Here is a 19443-nt window from a genome sequence, read left to right on the forward strand (position 1 = left end):
CCGCCCCCGCGCATTGCCGCGCTGCCGCAGGCACACGCGCCGCGCCTGGCATCGGGGCAAAAAAATGCGGCCGCTGGGCGGGGAACCCCGAGCGGCCGCCAGTGGCAGGCAGAGATGCGTCCTCAGGCGCTGGTCAGCGACAGGGTCAGGAAGCGACGCGTGCCGTCGCGTTCGACCAGCAGCAGGACGTTCTCGCGCTTGTTCTCCTTGGCGGTCTCGATCGCCTCGGTCACGGCGGCGCTGTCCGGCACCTCGGTGCGGTCCACCGACAGGATCACGTCGCCCGGACGGATGCCCTGCTCGGCCGCGGCCGAACCCGGCTCGACCGAGGCGACGGCGACGCCGCGCTCGGTGCTTTCCAGCCCCAGGCCCAGATCCGGCAGGTCGAGGTTCGCCGGGCCGGCCGCCGGAGCGGGCGCCTCGGCCGAGGCGGTCTCGAGCAGAGCGGGCCGGATCTCCAGCGTACGGGCCTCGTCGCCGCGCCAGATCTCGATCTTCGCGTCGGCGTCGATTTCCGACGCGGCCACGGCGCGCGTCAGGTCGCGGACCTCGTTCACGTCCTTGCCGTTGAAGCCCAGGATCACGTCGCCGGGCTGCAGGCCGGCGGCCTTGGCCGGGCTGTCGGGCATCACCTCGGCCACCAGCGCGCCCTTGGCGGCCTCGAGACCCAGGCTCTCGGCGATATCGCGGTCCACCGGCTGGATCGAGACGCCGATCCACCCGCGCTCGACCTTGCCGTCGTCCAGCAGGTCCGCGACGATCATCTGCGCCTGCACGGCCGGGATCGCGAAGCCCAGACCGATGTTGCCGCCCGAGGTGGACAGGATCGCGGTGTTCACGCCGATCACCTTGCCGTTCAGGTCGAACAGCGGCCCGCCCGAGTTGCCCTGGTTGATCGCGGCGTCGACCTGCAGGTAGTCGTCGTAGGGGCCCGAGTTGATGTCGCGGCCGCGCGCCGAGACGATGCCGGCGGTGACGGTGCCGTCGAGGCCTAGCGGGTTGCCGATCGCCAGCGCCCAGTCGCCGACGCGCACCGCGTCCGACTCGCCCCATTCGACGGTCGGCAGGTCGCGGTCGGTCTCGATCCTGAGCACGGCGATGTCGATGCGGTCGTCGGTGCCGACCACCTCGGCCTCGTACTCGGTGCCGTCATCCAGCACCACGTTCACCTTGCTGGCGCCGGCGACCACGTGGTTGTTGGTCACGATCACGCCGGACTTGTCGATGATGAAGCCCGAGCCCAGCCCGCGACGCGCCTGTCCCGGCATGTCCGGCCGCGGCATCCGCTCTTCGGGGAAGAAGCGGCGCATGAACTCCTCCATCTCGGGCGGCATGTTGCCGAAGCCCTGGATGCCGTTGGCCTCCGGCACGGCATCGATCTCGGTGACGACGCCGACCACGGCGGGCTTGGCGGCCTCGACCAGCGGCGCGAAACTCTGCATCGCCGCCGGCGCCTGGGCCAGCGCGGGCATAGCTGGCAGGGTGGCCAGCGGCGCGACGGCGACGGCGCCGGCCAGCAGGACGGATTTCAGGGACTTGTCGGATCGCATGTTTTGACTCCGGCTGATTTCCAGGGATCTCCCCGTCGTCGGGGGACAGCAGGCAATCTGGGGCGGCTGTCTGTCGCCGCCATTGCGGCAGCATTAAATAAGATTCATCAAAGGCTCCGCGGCTTGCGCATGGGCGCGTCGGCGCGCAGATCGTAAACGCGGACAAGTGCTTGAGGGATCCATGCGCCTGCTGATCGTCGAGGACGACACGGAAACAGCACGCTACCTGTCGGACGGGCTGCGCGAAAGCGGCCATGTCTGCGATGTCTGCCACACCGGCCCCGAAGGCCTGGCGGCGGCGCTGACCGGCAGCCACGACGCGATCGTGATCGACCGCATGCTGCCCAGCATGGACGGGCTGTCGGTGGTGCGCACCCTGCGCGCCGAGGGGCGCACGACGCCGGTGCTGGTGCTGTCGGCGCTGGCACAGGTGGACGACCGCGTGCAGGGGCTGCGCGCCGGCGGCGACGACTACCTGACCAAGCCGTTCGCGTTCTCCGAACTGCTGGCCCGGCTCGACGCGCTGACCCGGCGCGGCAGCGCCGGCGACAGCGAGGCAACGGCGCTTACGGTCGGCGATCTGGTGCTGGACCTTCTCGCCCGCACCGCGACCCGCGCCGGGCGCGAGATCCCGCTGCTGCCGCGCGAGTTCAAGATCCTCGAGTACTTCATGCTCCGCCCCGGCCGCGTGGTCACCCGCACGATGCTGCTGGAAGGCGTGTGGGACTACAATTTCGACCCGCAGACCAATGTCATCGACGTGCACATCAGCCGGCTGCGGCAGAAGATCGACAAGGGGTTCGACACGCCGCTGCTGCATACGGTGCGCGGGGCCGGCTACATGATGAAGGCCCCGGCGGCGAAGGACGGCGCGTGAGCCTGCCGCGCGGGCTGTGGCGCACCACGCCGGTCCGCTTCGCGGCGGTGCTGACGGCGCTGTTCTGCCTGGTGCTGGGCGGCGGGCTGGGCGCTGTCTATCTGGGCACGGTCGCGGTCGTCGACCGCCAGACCGAGGCGACGCTGGACGCCGAGATCCGGGCGCTGTCCGAGCGGTTCGAGGAAGGCGGCCTGCGGCGCCTGGTCGGCGCGATCGAGGCGCGCACCGGCCCGGACGCCCGCGGCGACAACGTCTACCTGCTGGTCGGGCCCGACGGGCGCCGGCGCGCGGGCAACCTCAGCGCCTGGCCCGCCGGCCACGATGATGGCGCCGAGATCAGCTTTCCCGTCACCAAGCGCGACGGCGCCGAAAGCACCGAGCGGCGGGTGCGGGCGCTGACCTTCGAGCTGCCGCGCGGCTATCGCCTGCTGGTGGGCCGCGACAGCGAGGACCAGTTCATGGTGCGTCAGCGCTTCGTCCGCGCCGCGGTGTGGGTGATCCTGTTCGCGATCGCCGTCGGCCTGGTCTCGGGGGTGCTGCTCGGCCGCCGGGTGCTGCGCCGGGTCGAGGCCGCGGCCGAGGCGGGCGAGCGCATCGCCGCCGGCAACCTGGAGCGGCGGGTGCCGCTTGCCGGCTCCGGCGACGAATTTGACCGGCTGGCGGGCAGCGTGAACGCGATGCTCGACCGGATCGAGGGGCTGATGAGCGGGATGCGTCTGGCCACCGACGCGATCAGCCACGACGTGCGCAAGCCGCTGACCCGCGTGCGGGCCGAACTGGAACTGGCGCTGCTGCGCCGCGCCGAGGGCGAGGACGCGCAGGTGGTGATGACCCACGCGCTGGAACAGATCGACGCGGCGATGAAGATCCTCGCGAACCTGCTGGACATCGCCCGCGCCGAGACGCGCGTGCCCGGCGACAGCTGGAAGCCGATCGACCTGGCCACGATCGCCGAGGACGCGGCCGAGCTGTACCACCCGGTGGCCGAGGCGCGCGGCATCGAGGTCGTGCTCGACACCGGCCCCGCGCCGGCAAGGGGCGAGCCGCAGCTGGTGGCGCAGGCGGTGGCGAACCTGATCGACAACGCGCTGAAATACGCACCTGCGGCCGACGGGCGGGTCACGGTGCGCGCGCATCCGACCGACGACGGCGGCGCCTGCGTCGAGGTCGCCGACAACGGCCCCGGCATCCCGGCCGAGGCGCGCGCCACCGTGGCCGACCGGTTCGTGCGGCTGGACGATGCGCGCGGCGGCGAGGGCTCGGGCCTCGGCCTCAGCCTGGTGCGCGCCGTCGCCCATCTGCACGGCGGAAGGCTGGAACTGCTCGACAACGCCCCCGGGTTGCGCGCGCGCATCATGCTGCCGCCGGTCTGAGCCGCGCGCCCGCGCCTCGATGCGCCAGGCCGCGGCTTGCACGGGCGCGCGCGCCATGCCAGACAGCCGCAACGCCGAGACCCCGGAGGCCCGCGATGACCCGCACCCTGACCCTGCCGCTGCCCGACGACATGCACCTGCACCTGCGCGACGGCGCGATGCTGCGGGCGGTCGCGCCGGTGACGGCGGCGCAGTTCGGGCGCGCCATCATCATGCCGAACCTGGTGCCGCCCGTGGTCACCGGCGCCGAGGCCGCCGCCTACCGCGACCGCATCCTCTCCGCGCTGCCCGAGGGCAGCGGCTTCGAGCCGCTGATGACGCTCTACCTGACCGAAACGACCGATCCGGACGATGTCGCCGCGGCGGCGCGGTCCGGTCTGGTCAAGGCGGTGAAACTGTACCCCGCCGGAGCCACGACGAACTCGGAGTCCGGAGTGCGCGACATCGAGCGCGTCATCCCGGTGCTCGAACGCATGGCCGAGATCGGCCTGCCGCTGTGCGTGCACGGCGAGGTGACCGACCCCGAGATTGACATCTTCGACCGCGAGGCGGTGTTCATCGAGCGGGTGCTCGCGCCGCTGCGCGCCCGTCTGCCGGGGCTGCGCGTGGTGATGGAGCATGTCACCACCCGGGACGGCGTGGACTATGTCGCCTCGGCCGACAGCGGGCTGGCGGCGACCCTGACCACCCACCACCTGATCATCAACCGCAACCACATGCTGGTCGGCGGCATCCGGCCGCACTACTACTGCCTGCCGATCGTCAAGCGCGAGGAGCACCGGCAGGCGCTGCGCCGGGCCGCGACCTCGGGCGATCCGCGCTATTTCCTGGGCACCGACAGCGCGCCGCACCTCGATGTGGCCAAGGAAACCGCCTGCGGCTGCGCCGGCTGCTTCACCGCGCCGAACACGCTGGCCTGCCTGGCGCATGTGTTCGAGCAGGAAGGCGCGCTCGAACGCCTGCCGAGCTTCGTCGGGGCGCACGGCGCCGCCTTCTACGGCCTTCCGGCCCCGGCCGCGACCATCCGCCTGGAGCGCGCCGACGCGCCCGTCGAGCTGCCGCGGACGCTGGACACGGGCGAGGGGGCGCTGAGCGTGTTCGATCCGGGCTTTCCGCTGTTCTGGCGGGTGATCTCCTGACCCTTCAGCGGACGATTCCGGGCCGACGTATTCACGTTTTGTAAACGCTCCCGCCGTTACTGCTGGACCGCAGCAGGAGGGCAGGGAAATGGCCGAGATTCTGATCGTCGGTGCTGGCATGGCGGGCGCGGTTCATGCGCGCCGGCTGGCGGACGCGGGGTTCGACGTTCACGTCATCGACCAGCGCGATCATGTCGGCGGCAACTGCTTCGACTCGGTCGATCCGGCCACCGGGATCCGTGTTCACAGATACGGCCCGCACCTGTTCCACACCTCGAACATGCGGGTGGTGGACTGGCTGGGCCAGTTCACCGACTGGGTGCCGTACGAGCACCGCGTCGTCGCCCGGCTGGAAAGCGGCCGGCTGGTGCCGATGCCGATCAACGCCGACACCATCGCCGCCGTTCTCGACCGTCCCGTCGACACCCCGGCCGAGGCCGAGGCGATGCTCGCCTCACTCGCGCGCCCGCGCGGCAAGGTCGAAAGCGCCGAGGACCACCTTCTGGGCCTCGTCGGCCCGCAACTGACCGAGCTGTTCTTCGGCCGCTACACCCGCAAGATGTGGGGGCAGGACCTGGCGGAGATGGACGCCGCCGTGGTGCGCCGGCTGAAGATCCGCACCGACCGCGAGGACCGCTATTTCCCCGGCGACAGCTTCCAGGCGCTGCCGGCACGGGGCTACACCGCCATGTTCGAGGCGATGCTGGATCATCCGCGGATCCGCCTGTCGCTGTCGACGGCGTTCGAGCACCGCATGCTGGACGAGTGCCTGCACTGCTTCAACGCGATGCCGATCGACGTGTTCTTCGAATGCCGGCACGGCGCGCTGCCCTACCGCTCGATCCGCTTTCACACCACCCGCCATCCGGCGGCGGCGGCGCCCGGTCACGCGACCGTCAACTACACCGACAGCGGCCCCTTCACGCGCGAGACCTGGTGGCACGAGCTTCCCCGGCACGGCGGCGACGCCACGGTGCTGCGCACGGTCGAGGAGCCATGCGACTACCGCGACAACCGGATGGAGCGGTACTACCCGGTCAAGGCCTCCGACGGGCGCTACGACCGGCTCTATCAGCGCTACTGCGCCGAGGCTGCGCAGGTCCGGAACCTGACCTTCATCGGCCGCTGCGGCACCTACCAGTACCTCGACATGCACCAGGTGGTGAACCAGGCGCTGATGGGGACCGAGGCCTGGCTTGCCCGCGCCGCCGCCTGACACACTGCACACGGACGGGAACATGCGTCACACCGACTTCACCGCCCTGACGGCCTCCGATACGCCGCGCCACGCCATCTACTTCGACTGGCCGCTCCACATCCGCGCCGGCGGGCCGCCGGGGTACCTCGCGAACCTTGCGGCCGGGCTGGAGCAGCTGGGGCGGGCGGATGCGGTCGACCTTCTGACCCGCGAGCAAGAACCGGCAGGGGCTCCTGCGCCCGGCGCGCTGTTCGAGCGCGTGGTGTGCGATCCCGGTGCCGCCAGCCGGCAGGCCGCCGAGCGGCTGGAGCGCGAGGCCGCGTTCCTGGCCCGGCCGGACCTGATGCAGGTGGATGCCCGGCACCTGCCGCGGCTGCGTCCGCAGGACCGCACGCTGATCCACGTGCACACCACGATCGACGCGGTGAAGATGCACAACACGCTGACCTGCCTGGGGCACCGCCACCGCGTCAAGCTGGTGCTGACCAGCCATTGCCCCGAGGCACCGGCCCGGGAATGGGCCGAGAAAGCCTATGCCGAAGGTGCGCCGGCGCCGGCGTGCGAGCTCTACTATCACAACCACCTCGAGCTGGACCTGCACGCCTTCCAGCTGGCCGACGTCCTGGTGTTCCCCTGTCCTGAGGCGATGGAGCCGTACCGCGCAACGCTGCCCGGCTTCGACGCACTGTTCGGCCAACGCGACGTCCGCTTCCTGCCCACCGGCGTCACCGCGCTGCCGCCGGCGGGCGACCGGGCGGCGCTGCGCGCGGGCTTCGGTCTGGGCGACGGTTTCACCGCCTGCTACCTGGGCCGGCACAACCGGGTGAAGGGCTACGACCTGCTGACCCGCGCCGGGCTGGCGATGCTGGAGGCGGACCCCTCCAGCCGGGTACTTGTGGGCGGCCGCGAAGGCCCGCTGCCCACCCCGGATCACCCGCGCTGGATCGAGGCCGGCTGGACCGACCGGCCGCAGGACCTGCTGGCCGCCTCCGACGTGTTCATCCTGCCGAACGAGCAGACATACTTCGATCTGATGCTGCTGGAAGTGCTGTCGGCCGGGCTGCCGGTCCTCGCGGCGCGCACCGGCGGCAACCGGCATTTCGAGGGCTTGAGCCGTGGGATCCGGCTGTTCGACCACGAGGCGGACCTGACCGCGGCGCTGGACGAGCTGCGGGCGACGCCGGCAACCGACCGGGCGCACCTTGGCGAGCAGAACCGTGCCCTTCATGCCGCGCGCTTCAGCAGCAGCGCGTTCGCCGCGCGCTATCTCGACCTGCTGGACGAGATCGCGGATCACTACCGGCTGCCGCCCGCCGCGCCCAGGGCCCGCCCCGCCAGGGCCGCGGATCTGCCCCGGCTCCGGAACGGCGAGGCGCCGAAGGTCAGCGTCATCGTTCCGGTCTACAATGTCGAGCCGTTCCTCGAGACCTGCCTGCAGTCGATCCGCGACCAGAGCCTGGACGATCTCGAGGTTCTGGTGATCAACGACGGCTCGACCGACGCCTCGCCCGAGATCATCGACCGGTTCACCGCCGCCGATCCGCGGTTCCTGCGGATCGATCAGCGCAACCATGGGCTTTCGGCCGCGCGCAACACCGGCCTCGACCGTGCGCGGGGGAGGTGGATCTCGTTCGTAGACAGCGATGATTGCCTCGATGCCGACATGCTGGCGCGGCTGGCGGCGGCGGCCGAGGCCGGCGGATGCGACATGGCGCTGTGCGGCGTGGCCGACATCGATGCCAACGGCACGGTGGTCGCCGAGACCAGCGGTTTCCTTGACAATCCGCCGGTCTATTCCCGGCTGCACGACGGCCTGCTGGAGATCACTCCCGAGGTGGCGGCGTCGATGTACCCCAGCGCCTGGAACAAGCTCTACGCGGCGCATCTGTTCGACCGGGTGCGCTATGACACCGGGCTGCATTTCGAGGACCACCCGGTCTATTACAAGACGGTGCTGCAACAGCCGCGGGTGGCCTATGTCGCCGACCCGCTCTACCGCCACCGCAGCCACGATGCCGGGCGGATCACCCGCAGCGCCGGACGCCGTGCGCTCGAGATCTTCACCGTCTTCGACCTGATCGAAAGCATCTTGCGCGCGCACTGCGCCGACCTGGCCCAGTGCCGCCGGCAGGCCGGCCGGATCCTGCTGCGGCTGGTCTGGGAGCGCAGTTTCGTCCTGACCGAACCCTATTTGCGGTTCAAGCTGTCCGAACAGGCGATGATGCGATTCGCGAAATGGTCGCTCGGCGCGCACGACCTGCTCGAGCTGCGCGACCCGGGCATCTCCGAGACGTTCGTGCACGAGCTGTTCGACAATGCCGGCCGGTTCGGCGGCTGGGACAGCCCGCACAAGGTGCAGGTCGAGCCAGCGGACCGGGTGCGCGTGGCAGATCGGACCCCGGATGCCGAACAGACGCGCTATCCGATGGTGGACTGCGCGCCGGAGGCGGGGTTCGTCCTGATCCATCCGCAGGCCGACCGCCTGACCACCGCCGAGATCACCGGTCTTGGCTTTTTCGGCGGCGGGCGGGTGCAGCTGAGCCTCGCGCTTGAAAGCGCGCAGTCCACCGGGGCGGAGGTGCGCGCCTTTCTGGCGCCGGTCTCGCTGCTCGACGGCGATGCCCTTGGCCGCAGCCATGACCGCTGCTGGTACGCCGGCACCGACTGGCTGTCACTGACGCCGGGCCAGCCGGTTCCGGTCGAACTTGCCGTGGACAGCGGTTCTCCGACCATGGCGCTCTATATCCAGAGCCGGGTGCCGGAAGGCGGATCCATGCACTTCGGCTGGGTCCGGGCCAGATGCATCCGGGCGATACCGGACGATCCCAGCTACGCGCCGGACTGAGCGCCGCCTCTTGGCGCCGCCGGGCCCATCTTTCGCGAAGGGCAGGCAGTCGGGCGCGAGCCCGGTCGCGGGCCGGGCACGCCGCCCGGCGCCGGGGCACCGCCGCCGGACCGGCCAGCCTGCCGGGATGTCCGAAGCGGGCGCGACAATCATCCGCGGGAGTTGCGGGTCGGGGCGATAGGTGCGTGTCGTCGCTGGTCGCGTCCAGCCGCCCTTGAACCTTCTTCCGGCCGGTGCCGGACCGCAGACCGCAGGGTACGCCGGGCAGTTCGGGCCAGTCGCGCACGCCAGCCGTTACGCAGACAACGTGGGGTGGCGTGCAGAGGTGGCGTCAGCCGGGGTGGACCGCGCCGATGATCCTGGCGACAGAAGGTGTCCTTTGCGCCAGGTTCCCGATTCGCTCCACGCCAGCTTGGGGTGCCATTCGGGTCAGCAGCGGTGGAACGGTACGAAGAAAGACGCGCTGCGCGGGCGCAGGATGCCGGCTCTGCGCAGCAGCAGGGCGCGGAGCAGGACCGGCTGTCACCCGATGACTGGACGGGGGCGACCCTGCCCGCCGTTCGGCAGAGCCCGGCGAGGCGGTCCGCCCGGCAGAGGCGGTCAAGCGGATATCGCAAGGGTCCGGCGCGCGCTGCGGGCCGGCGCAGACGGCCGCGCGGTCGAGCCGAGCGGGCAGGGAAAGCGCGCCGCGCGCAGCGGGCGCACTCGCCGGCGTCGCCACGCACACCGAAGCCGAACGTCTCCGGCGGACACACTTCGGGATCCGGCGAAAGAGCTTGCACCGGCTGGCGGGCGGCGCCCCGGGGCGCCGCCCTGACCCGTTACTGCAGGTCCTGCGGCAGCAGTGCGTCGGGCATGTTCTGGTAGCATACCGGGCGCAGGAAGCGCCGGATCGACAGCGTGCCGACAGAGGTCGCGCCGAAGTTTGTCGAGGCGGGATACGGCCCGCCGTGGACCATCGAATCCGCCACTTCGACGCCGGTCGGGAAGCCGTTGACCAGCAGCCGGCCGGCCTTGCGCTCAAGCACCGGCATCAGCGACCGGGCCAGCGCGGTGTCGGCCTCGTCCATGTGCAGCGTGCAGGTCAGCTGGCCGTGCAGGCTGCGCGCGACTTCCTGCATCTCGGCCTCGGAGGTGGCGGTGACGATCATGCCCAGCGGGCCGAACACCTCTTCGCCCAGTTCCTCGTTCTCGAGCCACTGCTTGGCCGTCGTGCGGTAGAGGTAGGGCGTCGCGTTGCGCAGATCGCAGGTCGTGGTCAGCACCTCCTGCACGCCGGCGGCGCCCGAGATCCGGTCGCGGCCCGCGCGGTAGGCGCTGGCGATGCCGTCGGTCAGCATGGTCTGCGCGTCGGCGCCTTCCAGCGCACCACGCGCGGTTTCGGCGAAGGCGTCGGCGTCGCTGCCTTCCAGTGCCACGGCGATGCCGGGGTTGGTGCAGAACTGGCCCGCGCCCATGGTCAGCGAGCCGGCCCAGCCCTTGGCGATGTCCGCGCCGCGCGCGCCCAGCGCGGTGGGCAGCAGGAACATCGGGTTGACCGAGCCGAGCTCGCCGAAGAACGGGATCGGCTCGGGGCGCTGTGCGCACAGGTCGAACAGCGCGCGGCCGCCGCCGAGCGAGCCGGTGAAGCCGACCGCCTTGATCCGCGGATGCTGCACCAGCGCCTGGCCGACGTCGCGCTTGCCGCCCTGGATCAGGCTGAAGACCCCCGGGTGCAGCCCGCAGGCGCGCACCGCGGCGTCGACCGCCTGGGCGACGATCTCGCCGGTGCCGGGGTGGGCCGAGTGGCCCTTGACCACCACCGGGCAGCCGGCGGCCAGCGCGGCGGCGGTGTCGCCGCCGGCGGTCGAGAAGGCCAGCGGGAAGTTCGACGCGCCGAACACCGCGACCGGGCCGATCGGACGCTGCACCATCTTCAGGTCGGGGCGCGGCAGCGGCTGCCGGTCGGGCAGGGCGGCGTCGTGCCGGCGGTCCAGGTAGTCGCCCTTGCGGATGTGCTCGGCGAACAGCCGCAACTGGCCGGTGGTGCGGCCGCGCTCGCCCTGCAGACGCGCCTCGGGCAGGCCGGTTTCCTGGGTGCCGATCTCGGTGATCTCGTCGCCGCGGGCCTCGATCTCGTCGGCGATGGCCTCGAGGAACGCCGCGCGCTCCTCGCGGCTGGTGTAGCCGTAGGACCAGAACGCCTCCTCGGCGGCCTCGGCGGCGATGTTCACCAGTTCGGGGGTGCCGACGGCGTAGTCGCGGGCGGGACCATGCGCCGGGTCGGAGGTGAAGGTCGTCTCGCCCGCGACCCAGTCGCCGGCGATCAGGTGCTTTCCGGTAATGCTCATGTCGTCCTCGATTGCAGTCACAAAAGTTTGCGCCCGGCCAGGTTCCGCATCAGCGCCGCGGCGCCGAAGGTCCATTCCGGGCATTCGGTGGAAAGGCGGACGGTATTGCGCAGCGCGCCCAGCCCGGCGCAGGAGATGGTGACCACGTCGCCGGTCTTGTGGGTGAAGCCCTGTCCCGGCGTGTCGCGGTCCTCGGTCGGGGCGAACAGCGTGCCCAGGAACAGCACCAGCCCGTCCGGGTACTGGTGATGCCGGCCGATGGTCTGCGCGACCAGGTCGGCGGGATCGCGGCTGATCTCCTTCATCGACGAGGCGCCGTCCAGCATGTAGCCGTCCGCGCCCTCGATGCGCATGTCCAGCTCGGCCCGGCGCACGTCGTCCAGCGAGAAGCCGTCGTCGAACAGCCGGATCATCGGCCCGATCGCGCACGATGCGTTGTTGTCCTTGGCCTTGCCCAGCAGCAGCGCCGAGCGGCCCTCGACATCGCGCAGGTTGACGTCGTTGCCCAGCGTCGCGCCCAGGATCCGGCCGCGGCTGTCCACCGCCAGCACGATCTCGGGCTCGGGGTTGTTCCAGTTCGACACCGGGTGCAGGCCGACGTCGGCACCCCAGCCCACCGCCGACAGCGGCTGCGCCTTGGAGAACACCTCGGCGTCCGGGCCGATGCCGACCTCGAGATACTGCGACCACATCCCCAGCCGGATCAGCTCGGACTTGACCTGCGCGGCCTGTTCGCTGCCGGCCTCGATCCGGTCGAGGCTGTCGCCGATGATCTCGGACACCTTGGCGCGGATCCCCGCCGCCTTGTCCGGATCGCCCGCGGCCTGCTCCTCGATCACCCGTTCGACCATCGAGCGGGCGAAGGTCACGCCGCAGGCCTTGACCGCCTGCAGATCGCACGGCGCCAGGAACCGGGCCTGGTCGCCGGCGCCGCCGGTGGCGGCGAAGTCCTCGACCGCGCCGATGTCCTCGCCCGTTGCGGTGTACACATGCGCGGCCGGATCGTCCAGCTCCAGCACGTCGCGAACGGTTGGCGCGGCGGCCTGGGTGATGTCGTACAGCCGCCCGTCGCGCAGCGTCACCACGCACGGGCCCACATCCGCGCGCCAGACACGGCCCAGCCACAGGCCGGCCCGTTCGTCGTCGTTCAGGATCATGTTCCCCCCATGGTCTGCTCAAGGCCGGTGATATGCCACCGGCTGCGGAACTTCCACCGGTCCGGACCGGAAAATGCCGCCGCGGCCGAGATCTTCGGCGCTCAGCGGCCGTTGCGCTCGCGCCATTCGGCGAACAGCGCCAGGTTTTCCTCCTGGGTCGGCGGGTAGAGCCCGATGATCGGCTGTCCCGCCATCACCCGTTCCTGCACGAAATCCTCGTAGGCGGTCATCTCGACGGCCTCCTGCGCGACCTCGTCGGCCAATTGCGCGGGGATCACGATCACGCTGTCGTCGTCGCCGACCAGCACGTCGCCGGGGAACACCGCCACATCGCCGCAGGCGATCGGGCCGTTGATCTCGATCGCCTCGTGCAGGGTCAGGTTGGTGGGACTGGAAGGCCGGCAGTGATAGGCTGGCATCTCCAGCGCGCCGACGGTCATCGAATCGCGGAAGCCGCCGTCGGTCACCACGCCCGCGCCGCCGCGCACCATCAGCCGCGAGATCAGGATGTCGCCGGCCGAGGCGGCGCGCGGATCCTTGCGGCTGTCCATCACCAGCACATGACCCGGCGGGCAGCCTTCGATCGCCTTGCGCTGCGGGTGCTCGGGGTTGCGGAACTCGGACAGCTGGTTGCGGTCCTCGCGCGCCGGGATGTAGCGCAGGGTGAAGGCCGGGCCGACCATGTTGCGGCCCTTGGGGCGCACCGGGCGCACGTCCTGCAGCACCTGGTTGCGCAGCCCGCGCTTGTAGAGCGCGGTGGCGAGCGTCGCGACCGAGACCGATTCCAGCCTGGCGCGGGTTTCGTCCTTGAGCGGGTGGTCTGTCATTCGCGGGTTCCTTTCTCGCCGGCCTGCCGCAGCAGGCCATTATCCATCATGAATTTTCGCAATCTGTCCACCTGCGGGTCGGTCAGGGGCCAGGCGGCGGGCGGCCGGGCGGCGCCGCAGTCCTCGCCCATCATGCGCAGCGCGGTCTTCACGCCCGAGACGTTGGCGCCGCCCTGGTCCTCGGCGCGGATGTCCTCGAACACCTGCATGTCGGCGATCAGCGCCTGCGCGCGGTCCCAGTCGCCCGCCTCCAGCGCGGCCGAGATCGCCACCGACCGCTCCGGCCAGACGTTGATCAGGCCCGAGGTGAAGCCGCGTGCGCCCACCGCGTAGAAGACCGGCGCCCAGACCTCGGCCAGACCGCCCACCCAGACGACGTGCTCGGGCGCCGCCGCCATCGCCGCCTTCAGCTTCATCGGGTTCGGGGTGGCCCATTTGACGCCGACCACGCCCGGCAGCGCGCACAGCGCCGCGATCGCGTCGGTGCCGATCTGGTCGTTGCGCAGATACAGGATCAGCGGCAGGCCGCCACCGGCGTCGGCTACTGCCGAGACATAGTCGCTCAGCCCGCGCGGCGCCACGAACGGGTCCGGCGGCTGGTGGATCATCAGCGCCTCGGCCCCGGCGGCGGCCGAGGCCTTCGCCAGCCGGCAGGCGTCACGGATACCGCGGCCGACGCCTGCGACCAGTGGCACGCGCCCGTCGACATGTGCGCCGGCGGCAGCGACCATCGCCTCGGCCTCCTCCACGGTCAGGCCGTAGAATTCACCGGTGTTGCCGTTCGCGGTCAGAATCTGCACCCCGGCGGCGATGGCGCGCTCGACGATCGACATCTGGCGCTCGGGGGCAATCGCGCCCGTGGCGTCGAAAGGCGTGGCGAGGATGCCCGACACGCCGGCAAGCGCGTCCTGAAGTCGTCGTGTCATCGATCCTCCCACGGGCCGACCGGCACTGCGCCCGGGATACGCCCGGTCTGGACCGGGCAGTCGCCGCCGGCCGTGCCGTGTCCCGGTTCTATACCATCCGGCGCCGCGGCGGCACCGACCGGATAGCAAATATATTAGTGCGCAAACAGCTTCAACGCCGTTTTCCCGCCGCCGCGAATCTGATTGATTGACGGGTCAGTCAATTTCCGGCATTGTCGCGCCTTTCCCGAAGTGCAGCAACGGACCCGCCCATGCCCCGCCAAGCCATTCCCGCCCGGCGCCGTGCCGCGCTGGTCGACGCCACCATCTGCGAGATCGGCGATGCCGGCACCCTGGACATCACCGTCGCCCGCATCGCGCGCCGCGCCGGCGTCTCGTCGGCGCTGGCGCATCACTACTTCGGCAGCAAGGAGCAGCTGTTCCTGGCGGCGATGCGCCACATCCTGGGGCTCTACGGCGCGCAGGTGCGGCAGGCGCTGGCCACGGCCGCAGGGCCGCAGGCGCGGCTGCGCGCCGTCGTCGCCGCCAGCTTCGGCCCGTCGAACTTTCACCCGGATGTCGTCGCGGCCTGGCTGAACTTCTATGTGCTGGCGCAGACCTCGGCGCCGATCCGGCGCCTGCTGCATGTGTACCACCGCCGGCTGCGCAGCAACCTGGTGCACGATCTGCGCCGGCTCATGCCGGCGCGCGATGCCGCCGCCGCGGCCGACGGCATCGCCGCGTTGATCGACGGGCTCTATCTGCGCCGTGCCCTGGGCGCGGATACCGCCGACCCCGGTACGCTTGTGGCCGACCACCTCGACCGGTTGTTGCGGGGCTGCCGATGACCGGCGCGGCCGGGCTTCCGGTGCTGGACGAGGCCGACTACGTCATCGTCGGCTCCGGGTCCGCCGGCGCGGCGCTGGCGCATCGGCTGTCCGAGGATGGCCGCCATTCGGTGCTGGTGATCGAGGCCGGCGGGACCGACGCCGGGCCGTTCATCCAGATGCCCGGCGCGCTGTCCTACCCGATGAACATGCCGCGCTACGACTGGGGCTATCGCACCGACCCCGAACCGCACCTGGGCGGCCGCCGCCTGGCCTGTCCGCGCGGCCGGGTGATCGGCGGCTCGTCGTCGATCAACGGCATGGTCTATGTACGCGGTCACGCCCGCGACTTCGACCACTGGGCCGAGTCCGGGGCCGACGGCTGGGCCTACGCCGACGTGCTGCCCTATTTCCGGCGGATGGAGCACTGGCACGGCGCCGACGGCGGCGGCGATCCGGAATGGCGCGGCCACGACGGCCCGCTGCACGTCACCCGCGGGCCGCGCGACACGCCGCTGTTCGACGCCTTCGTCGAGGCCGGGCGGCAGGCCGGTTTCCCGGTCACGCCGGATTACAACGGGCGGCAGCAGGAAGGCTTCGGCACCATGGAGCAGACGGTCTGGCGCGGCCGCCGCTGGTCCACCGCAAACGCCTACCTGCGCCCGTCGCTGCGGCGGGCGAACTGCCGCCTGCTGCGGGCCGAGGCGCGGCGCGTGACCGTCGCCGAGGGCCGCGCCACCGGCGTCGAGGTGTCGCGGCGCGGCCGCAGCGGCGTGGTCCGCGCACGCGCCGAGGTGATCCTGGCGGCCTCGGCGATCAACTCGCCCAAGCTGCTGATGCTCTCGGGCATCGGTCCCGCGGCGCACCTGGCCGAGCACGGCATCGCGCCGCTGGCCGACCGTCCCGGCGTGGGGCGGAACCTGCAGGACCATCTCGAGGTCTACATCCAGCAGGCCTGCACGCAGCCGGTCACGCTCTACCGTCACTGGAACCTGTTCGGCAAGGCGCTGGTCGCGCTGAAATGGCAGTTCCTCAAGCGCGGGCCGGGGGCGACGAACAATTTCGGCTGCGCCGCCTTCGTGCGCTCGGCGGCGGGGGTGGAGTACCCCGACATCCAGTACCATTTCCTGCCGCTGGCGGTGCGCTACGACGGCAGGGCGGCCGTCGCCGGCCACGGCTTCCAGGCCCATGTCGGGCCGATGCGCTCGCCCGCGCGCGGGCGCGTCCGGCTGACCGCGCCCGACCCCGCGGCGGCGCCGTCGATCCTGTTCAACTACATGAGCACCGAGCAGGACTGGCGCGAGTTCCGCCACTGCGTGCGCCTGACGCGCGAGATCTTCGCCCAGCCGGCGTTCGACGCATTCCGCGGCCCCGAGATCCAGCCCGGCGCGTCGGTCGACAGCGACGCGCAGATCGACGCCTTCATCCGCGAACACGCCGAAAGCGCCTACCACCCCTGCGGCACCTGCCGCATGGGTCGGCGCGACGACCCCGGCGCGGTGGTCGATGCGGACTGCCGCGTGATCGGCGTCGAACGGCTGCGCGTCGCCGACAGCTCGATCTTTCCGCGCATCCCCAACGGCAACCTGAACGCGCCGTCGATCATGACCGGCGAGAAGGCCGCCGACCACATCCTCGGGCGCCGGCTGCCGCCTTCGAACCTCGAGCCCTGGATCGCGCCGGACTGGCGCGAGGCCGACCGCTAGGCCCGGGCCTTGCACTTTCCGCAAGTATCCCCGCCTCAGGCATCCGGCGCCCGCCGCGCGGGGACGGCGCCGGTCAGCCGGGCGACATGCCCCGCAGCCGCTCGGACCGGCGGCGCAGGATCTCGACCGTGGCCAGCAGCAGGATCGACACCGTCACCAGGATCGTCGCCACCGCCAGGATCGTCGGGCTGATCTGCTCGCGCAGGCCGGTGAACATCTGCCAGGGCAGGGTCTTCTGCCCGGCGCTGCCCACGAACAGCACCACCACCACCTCGTCGAACGAGGTGATGAAGGCGAACAGCCCGCCCGAGATCACGCCCGGCAGGATCAGCGGCATCTGCACCTTGAAGAAGGTGCGCACCGGGTCCGCGCCCAGGCTGGCCGAGGCCCGGGTCAGCGACCGGTCGAACCCGACCAGCGTCGCCGTCACGGTGATGATCACGAACGGAATGCCAAGCGCCGCATGCGCCAGGACCACACCCAGGTAGGTCCCCTGCAGCCCGATCCGGCTGTAGAAGAAGTACATGCCGGCGGCCGAGATGATCAGCGGCACGATCATCGGCGAGATCAGGATCGCCATGATAGTCCGCCGGAACGGCACATGCGTCTGGCTGAGACCGATCGCGGCCAGCGTGCCGAAGCTGACCGAAAGCAGCGTGGCCATCGGCGCGATGCGCAGCGAGTTCCACAGCGCCGCCTGCCAGTCGCTGTTGGTGAAGAAGTCCTTGTAGTGCTTCAGGGAATAGCCTTCTGGCTTCAGCGCCAGCATCTCGGGGGTGAAGGTGAAGAAGTCCTGGGCGTTGAAGCTGAGCGGGATGATCACCATGATCGGCGCGATCAGGAAGAAGAAGATCAGCCCGCAGATCACCCGGAAGGAATAGAACCAGACGCGCTGGCCGGGCGTCGCATACGGCGGAAGTGCGGACATCGCTCAGCCCCCCAGCTTGACGTTGTCGATCCCGACCATGCGGTCGTAGACCCAGTACAGCGCCAGCACCGCGGCCAGCAGGATCGTGCCCAGCGCCGCCGCCAGACCCCAGTTCAGCGAGCTGGAGATGTGATAGGCGATCCGGTTCGAGATGAAGACGCCGGTGGTGCCGCCGACCAGTTCCGGCGTGATGTAGTAGCCGATCGACAGGATGAACACGAGGATCGAGCCCGCGCCGATCCCCGGCACCGAATTCGGGAAGTAGACCCGCCAGAACGCGGTCCAGTTCGTCGCGCCCAGCGATTTCGCCGCGCGCAGATAGGTCGGCGGGATCGTCTTCATCACCGAGTACAGCGGCAGGATCATGAACGGCAGCAGGATGTGCGTCATCGCGATGATCGTGCCCAGCTGGTTGTTGATCAGCGCCAGCCGCCCGCCGTCCGAGACGATCCCCAGCCAGACCAGCGTGTCGTTGATCACCCCCTGCTGCTGCAGCAGCACCTTCCAGGCCGAGGTGCGCACCAGCAGCGAGGTCCAGAACGGCAGCAGCACCAGGATCATCAGCAGGTTGGCGGTGCGCATCGGCAGGTTCGCCAGCAGCCACGCCACAGGATAGCCCAGAAGGATGCAGGAAAAGGTGATGACCAGCGACATGAACATGGTTCGCTGGAACAGCATGACATAGATGCGCTGGTTTTCCTCGCGGGCCTCGACCCCGTCGGCGGTCAGTTGCAGATCGACCGAGTTCAGGAAATAGCCGCTGGTGAATGGCGGGCTGTAGGTCTTCATGGTCTCCCAGTTCGTGCGATCGCCCCAGCCGTCATCGACTTCGATGAACGCCTCGCGGAAATCCACCACCGGCAGCTGGTCCGCATTCGCGGCCGCCGCCTGCAGTGCGTCGGCGCCGGGTCCGGCATAGGACTGCACGCGCTCGGCACCGCCGTCCTGCAGGTCCAGCGCCAGCGCGACATAGACGGATTCCCACGGGTCTTCCTCGGCGACAACGTCATTGTCGATCCTGGCGGTGAACAGCGCGAAGGCGGAATATTCCCTGGCAGCGCGCGGCAGAAGCGCCGCGATCTCGGCAGAGGGTGCGAAGCCGATATCGCCGCCCATACCCTCGCGCGTCAGCGCGGCAAGGCGCTCGCGCTGATCGTTCAGAAGCGATGTGTCGGCATCGCCTTCGCCGGTCATCAGCCGGTACCAGAAGGCGCCATCCCCGAATTGCGGGTCCGCCTGTTCCAGCACGTCCTGGAACGGCTCGGCCACGTCGTCCATTCTCCGCCCCGACGAGCGGAACAGTGAAGAAATTCCGGTTGTCTCGTAGTTCAAGCGAGAGCCCAGCCGGGTATGCGCCTTGGCCTCGGCGGCAAGGAACAGGTCGAAGAACAGCGCGCGAAAGACCGGCTCGGGCGGCAGTTCCTCGGCGTCGTCGTTCCAGTCCGCAAGCGCTTCGACTGTGCGCGGAAGCGTGTTGCCGACGATCTGGTTCTCGACCGACCGGAACAGCATGTCGGCGATCGGGGCGATGAAGGTGACCAGCACGAACAGCAGCAGCGGTGCGATCAGCATCAGGGCGCGCAGCTTCTCGCGCCGCAGCGCGCGTTGCAGGCTTTGTTTGAGCGGCCGGCCGTCGGCGGCCAGCATCGGTCCCGACTGATCGCTGTCGGCAAGCCGTGCGGCATCGTCCGGCGTGGGTGCCCTGCGGGCAGTCGTCGCGTCGGTGACGTCGGCCATGATCTGTCCCTGTCGCTCCGCTTTGTCGTTCTGGCCGCCCGTCC

13 protein-coding genes and 1 pseudogene are annotated in these 19443 nt (G+C 70.5%); 7 read left to right on the forward strand and 7 right to left on the reverse strand.

The window, feature by feature from the left end:
* Window positions 1-122 precede the first annotated feature (122 nt).
* Window positions 123-1550 carry a Do family serine endopeptidase gene (locus tag GE300_RS03720; protein WP_154445039.1) on the reverse strand — a complete coding sequence of 476 codons (1428 nt, stop codon included), beginning with the start codon at window positions 1548-1550 and terminating at the stop codon, window positions 123-125.
* A gap of 181 nt (window positions 1551-1731) precedes the next feature.
* Here GE300_RS03720 and GE300_RS03725 point away from each other — a divergent pair, with 181 nt between their 5' ends.
* From GE300_RS03725 to GE300_RS03745, 5 genes are all read left to right on the forward strand, one after another.
* Window positions 1732-2427, forward strand: coding sequence for a response regulator transcription factor (locus GE300_RS03725; RefSeq protein WP_154445041.1), 696 nt, complete (start codon window positions 1732-1734; stop codon window positions 2425-2427).
* On the forward strand, window positions 2424-3800 hold the full coding sequence (locus GE300_RS03730; protein ID WP_154445043.1) for a sensor histidine kinase: 1377 nt from the start codon (window positions 2424-2426) through the stop codon (window positions 3798-3800). The genes GE300_RS03725 and GE300_RS03730 overlap by 4 nt, the downstream gene beginning before the upstream one ends.
* 95 nt (window positions 3801-3895) lie before the next feature.
* Window positions 3896-4939 carry a dihydroorotase gene (gene pyrC / locus GE300_RS03735; RefSeq protein ID WP_154445045.1) on the forward strand — a complete coding sequence of 348 codons (1044 nt, stop codon included), beginning with the start codon at window positions 3896-3898 and terminating at the stop codon, window positions 4937-4939.
* Window positions 4940-5027: 88 nt separating this feature from the next.
* Window positions 5028-6155 carry a UDP-galactopyranose mutase gene (locus tag GE300_RS03740; RefSeq protein WP_154445047.1) on the forward strand — a complete coding sequence of 376 codons (1128 nt, stop codon included), beginning with the start codon at window positions 5028-5030 and terminating at the stop codon, window positions 6153-6155.
* Window positions 6156-6177: 22 nt separating this feature from the next.
* Complete coding sequence (locus tag GE300_RS03745) at window positions 6178-8982, forward strand: glycosyltransferase (RefSeq protein ID WP_154445049.1); 2805 nt, start codon at window positions 6178-6180, stop codon at window positions 8980-8982.
* Window positions 8983-9803: 821 nt separating this feature from the next.
* Here the strand turns inward: GE300_RS03745 and GE300_RS03750 are convergent.
* From GE300_RS03750 to GE300_RS03765, 4 genes are all read right to left on the reverse strand, one after another.
* A complete protein-coding gene (locus GE300_RS03750) occupies window positions 9804-11312 on the reverse strand; it encodes an aldehyde dehydrogenase (NADP(+)) (protein WP_154445051.1) in 1509 nt (502 codons plus the stop codon).
* A gap of 17 nt (window positions 11313-11329) precedes the next feature.
* Window positions 11330-12469, reverse strand: coding sequence for a fumarylacetoacetate hydrolase family protein (locus GE300_RS03755; protein WP_154445053.1), 1140 nt, complete (start codon window positions 12467-12469; stop codon window positions 11330-11332).
* A gap of 101 nt (window positions 12470-12570) precedes the next feature.
* Window positions 12571-13296, reverse strand: a complete 726-nt coding sequence (locus GE300_RS03760; protein ID WP_154445055.1) for a ribonuclease activity regulator RraA — start codon at window positions 13294-13296, stop codon at window positions 12571-12573.
* Window positions 13293-14222 (reverse strand): dihydrodipicolinate synthase family protein, encoded by a 930-nt coding sequence (locus GE300_RS03765; protein ID WP_154445057.1) that lies wholly within the window; start codon window positions 14220-14222, stop codon window positions 13293-13295. Before GE300_RS03765 ends, GE300_RS03760 begins: the two co-directional genes overlap by 4 nt.
* 251 nt (window positions 14223-14473) lie before the next feature.
* Here GE300_RS03765 and betI point away from each other — a divergent pair, with 251 nt between their 5' ends.
* Both betI and betA read left to right on the forward strand, forming a co-directional pair.
* Entirely contained in the window at window positions 14474-15049 is a 576-nt protein-coding gene (betI, locus tag GE300_RS03770) for a choline-binding transcriptional repressor BetI (protein WP_154445059.1), read from the forward strand.
* Entirely contained in the window at window positions 15046-16734 is a 1689-nt protein-coding gene (betA, locus tag GE300_RS03775) for a choline dehydrogenase (RefSeq protein WP_154445061.1), read from the forward strand. The genes betI and betA overlap by 4 nt, the downstream gene beginning before the upstream one ends.
* A 73-nt stretch (window positions 16735-16807) precedes the next feature.
* On the opposite strand, the pseudogene GE300_RS03780 reads toward betA, so the two are convergent.
* Window positions 16808-17653, reverse strand: a pseudogene (locus GE300_RS03780) (ABC transporter permease); the annotation flags it as partial.
* Between the two features lie 12 nt (window positions 17654-17665).
* Window positions 17666-19399, reverse strand: a complete 1734-nt coding sequence (locus GE300_RS03785; RefSeq protein ID WP_154445065.1) for an ABC transporter permease — start codon at window positions 19397-19399, stop codon at window positions 17666-17668.
* Window positions 19400-19443 lie beyond the last annotated feature (44 nt).

Source organism: Halovulum marinum (genome assembly GCF_009697225.1).
Lineage (GTDB): Bacteria > Pseudomonadota > Alphaproteobacteria > Rhodobacterales > Rhodobacteraceae > Halovulum > Halovulum marinum.

What these genes read in the sequence shown, in the direction of transcription:
- GE300_RS03720 (WP_154445039.1), bottom strand. Translation starts at nt 1,550, where the DNA reads ATGCGATCCGACAAGTCCCTGAAATCCGTCCTGCTGGCCGGCGCCGTC.
- GE300_RS03725 (WP_154445041.1), top strand. Translation starts at nt 1,732, where the DNA reads ATGCGCCTGCTGATCGTCGAGGACGACACGGAAACAGCACGCTACCTG.
- pyrC (WP_154445045.1), top strand. Translation starts at nt 3,896, where the DNA reads ATGACCCGCACCCTGACCCTGCCGCTGCCCGACGACATGCACCTGCAC.
- GE300_RS03740 (WP_154445047.1), top strand. Translation starts at nt 5,028, where the DNA reads ATGGCCGAGATTCTGATCGTCGGTGCTGGCATGGCGGGCGCGGTTCAT.
- GE300_RS03745 (WP_154445049.1), top strand. Translation starts at nt 6,178, where the DNA reads ATGCGTCACACCGACTTCACCGCCCTGACGGCCTCCGATACGCCGCGC.
- GE300_RS03750 (WP_154445051.1), bottom strand. Translation starts at nt 11,312, where the DNA reads ATGAGCATTACCGGAAAGCACCTGATCGCCGGCGACTGGGTCGCGGGC.
- GE300_RS03755 (WP_154445053.1), bottom strand. Translation starts at nt 12,469, where the DNA reads ATGATCCTGAACGACGACGAACGGGCCGGCCTGTGGCTGGGCCGTGTC.
- GE300_RS03760 (WP_154445055.1), bottom strand. Translation starts at nt 13,296, where the DNA reads ATGACAGACCACCCGCTCAAGGACGAAACCCGCGCCAGGCTGGAATCG.
- GE300_RS03765 (WP_154445057.1), bottom strand. Translation starts at nt 14,222, where the DNA reads ATGACACGACGACTTCAGGACGCGCTTGCCGGCGTGTCGGGCATCCTC.
- betI (WP_154445059.1), top strand. Translation starts at nt 14,474, where the DNA reads ATGCCCCGCCAAGCCATTCCCGCCCGGCGCCGTGCCGCGCTGGTCGAC.
- betA (WP_154445061.1), top strand. Translation starts at nt 15,046, where the DNA reads ATGACCGGCGCGGCCGGGCTTCCGGTGCTGGACGAGGCCGACTACGTC.
- GE300_RS03785 (WP_154445065.1), bottom strand. Translation starts at nt 19,399, where the DNA reads ATGGCCGACGTCACCGACGCGACGACTGCCCGCAGGGCACCCACGCCG.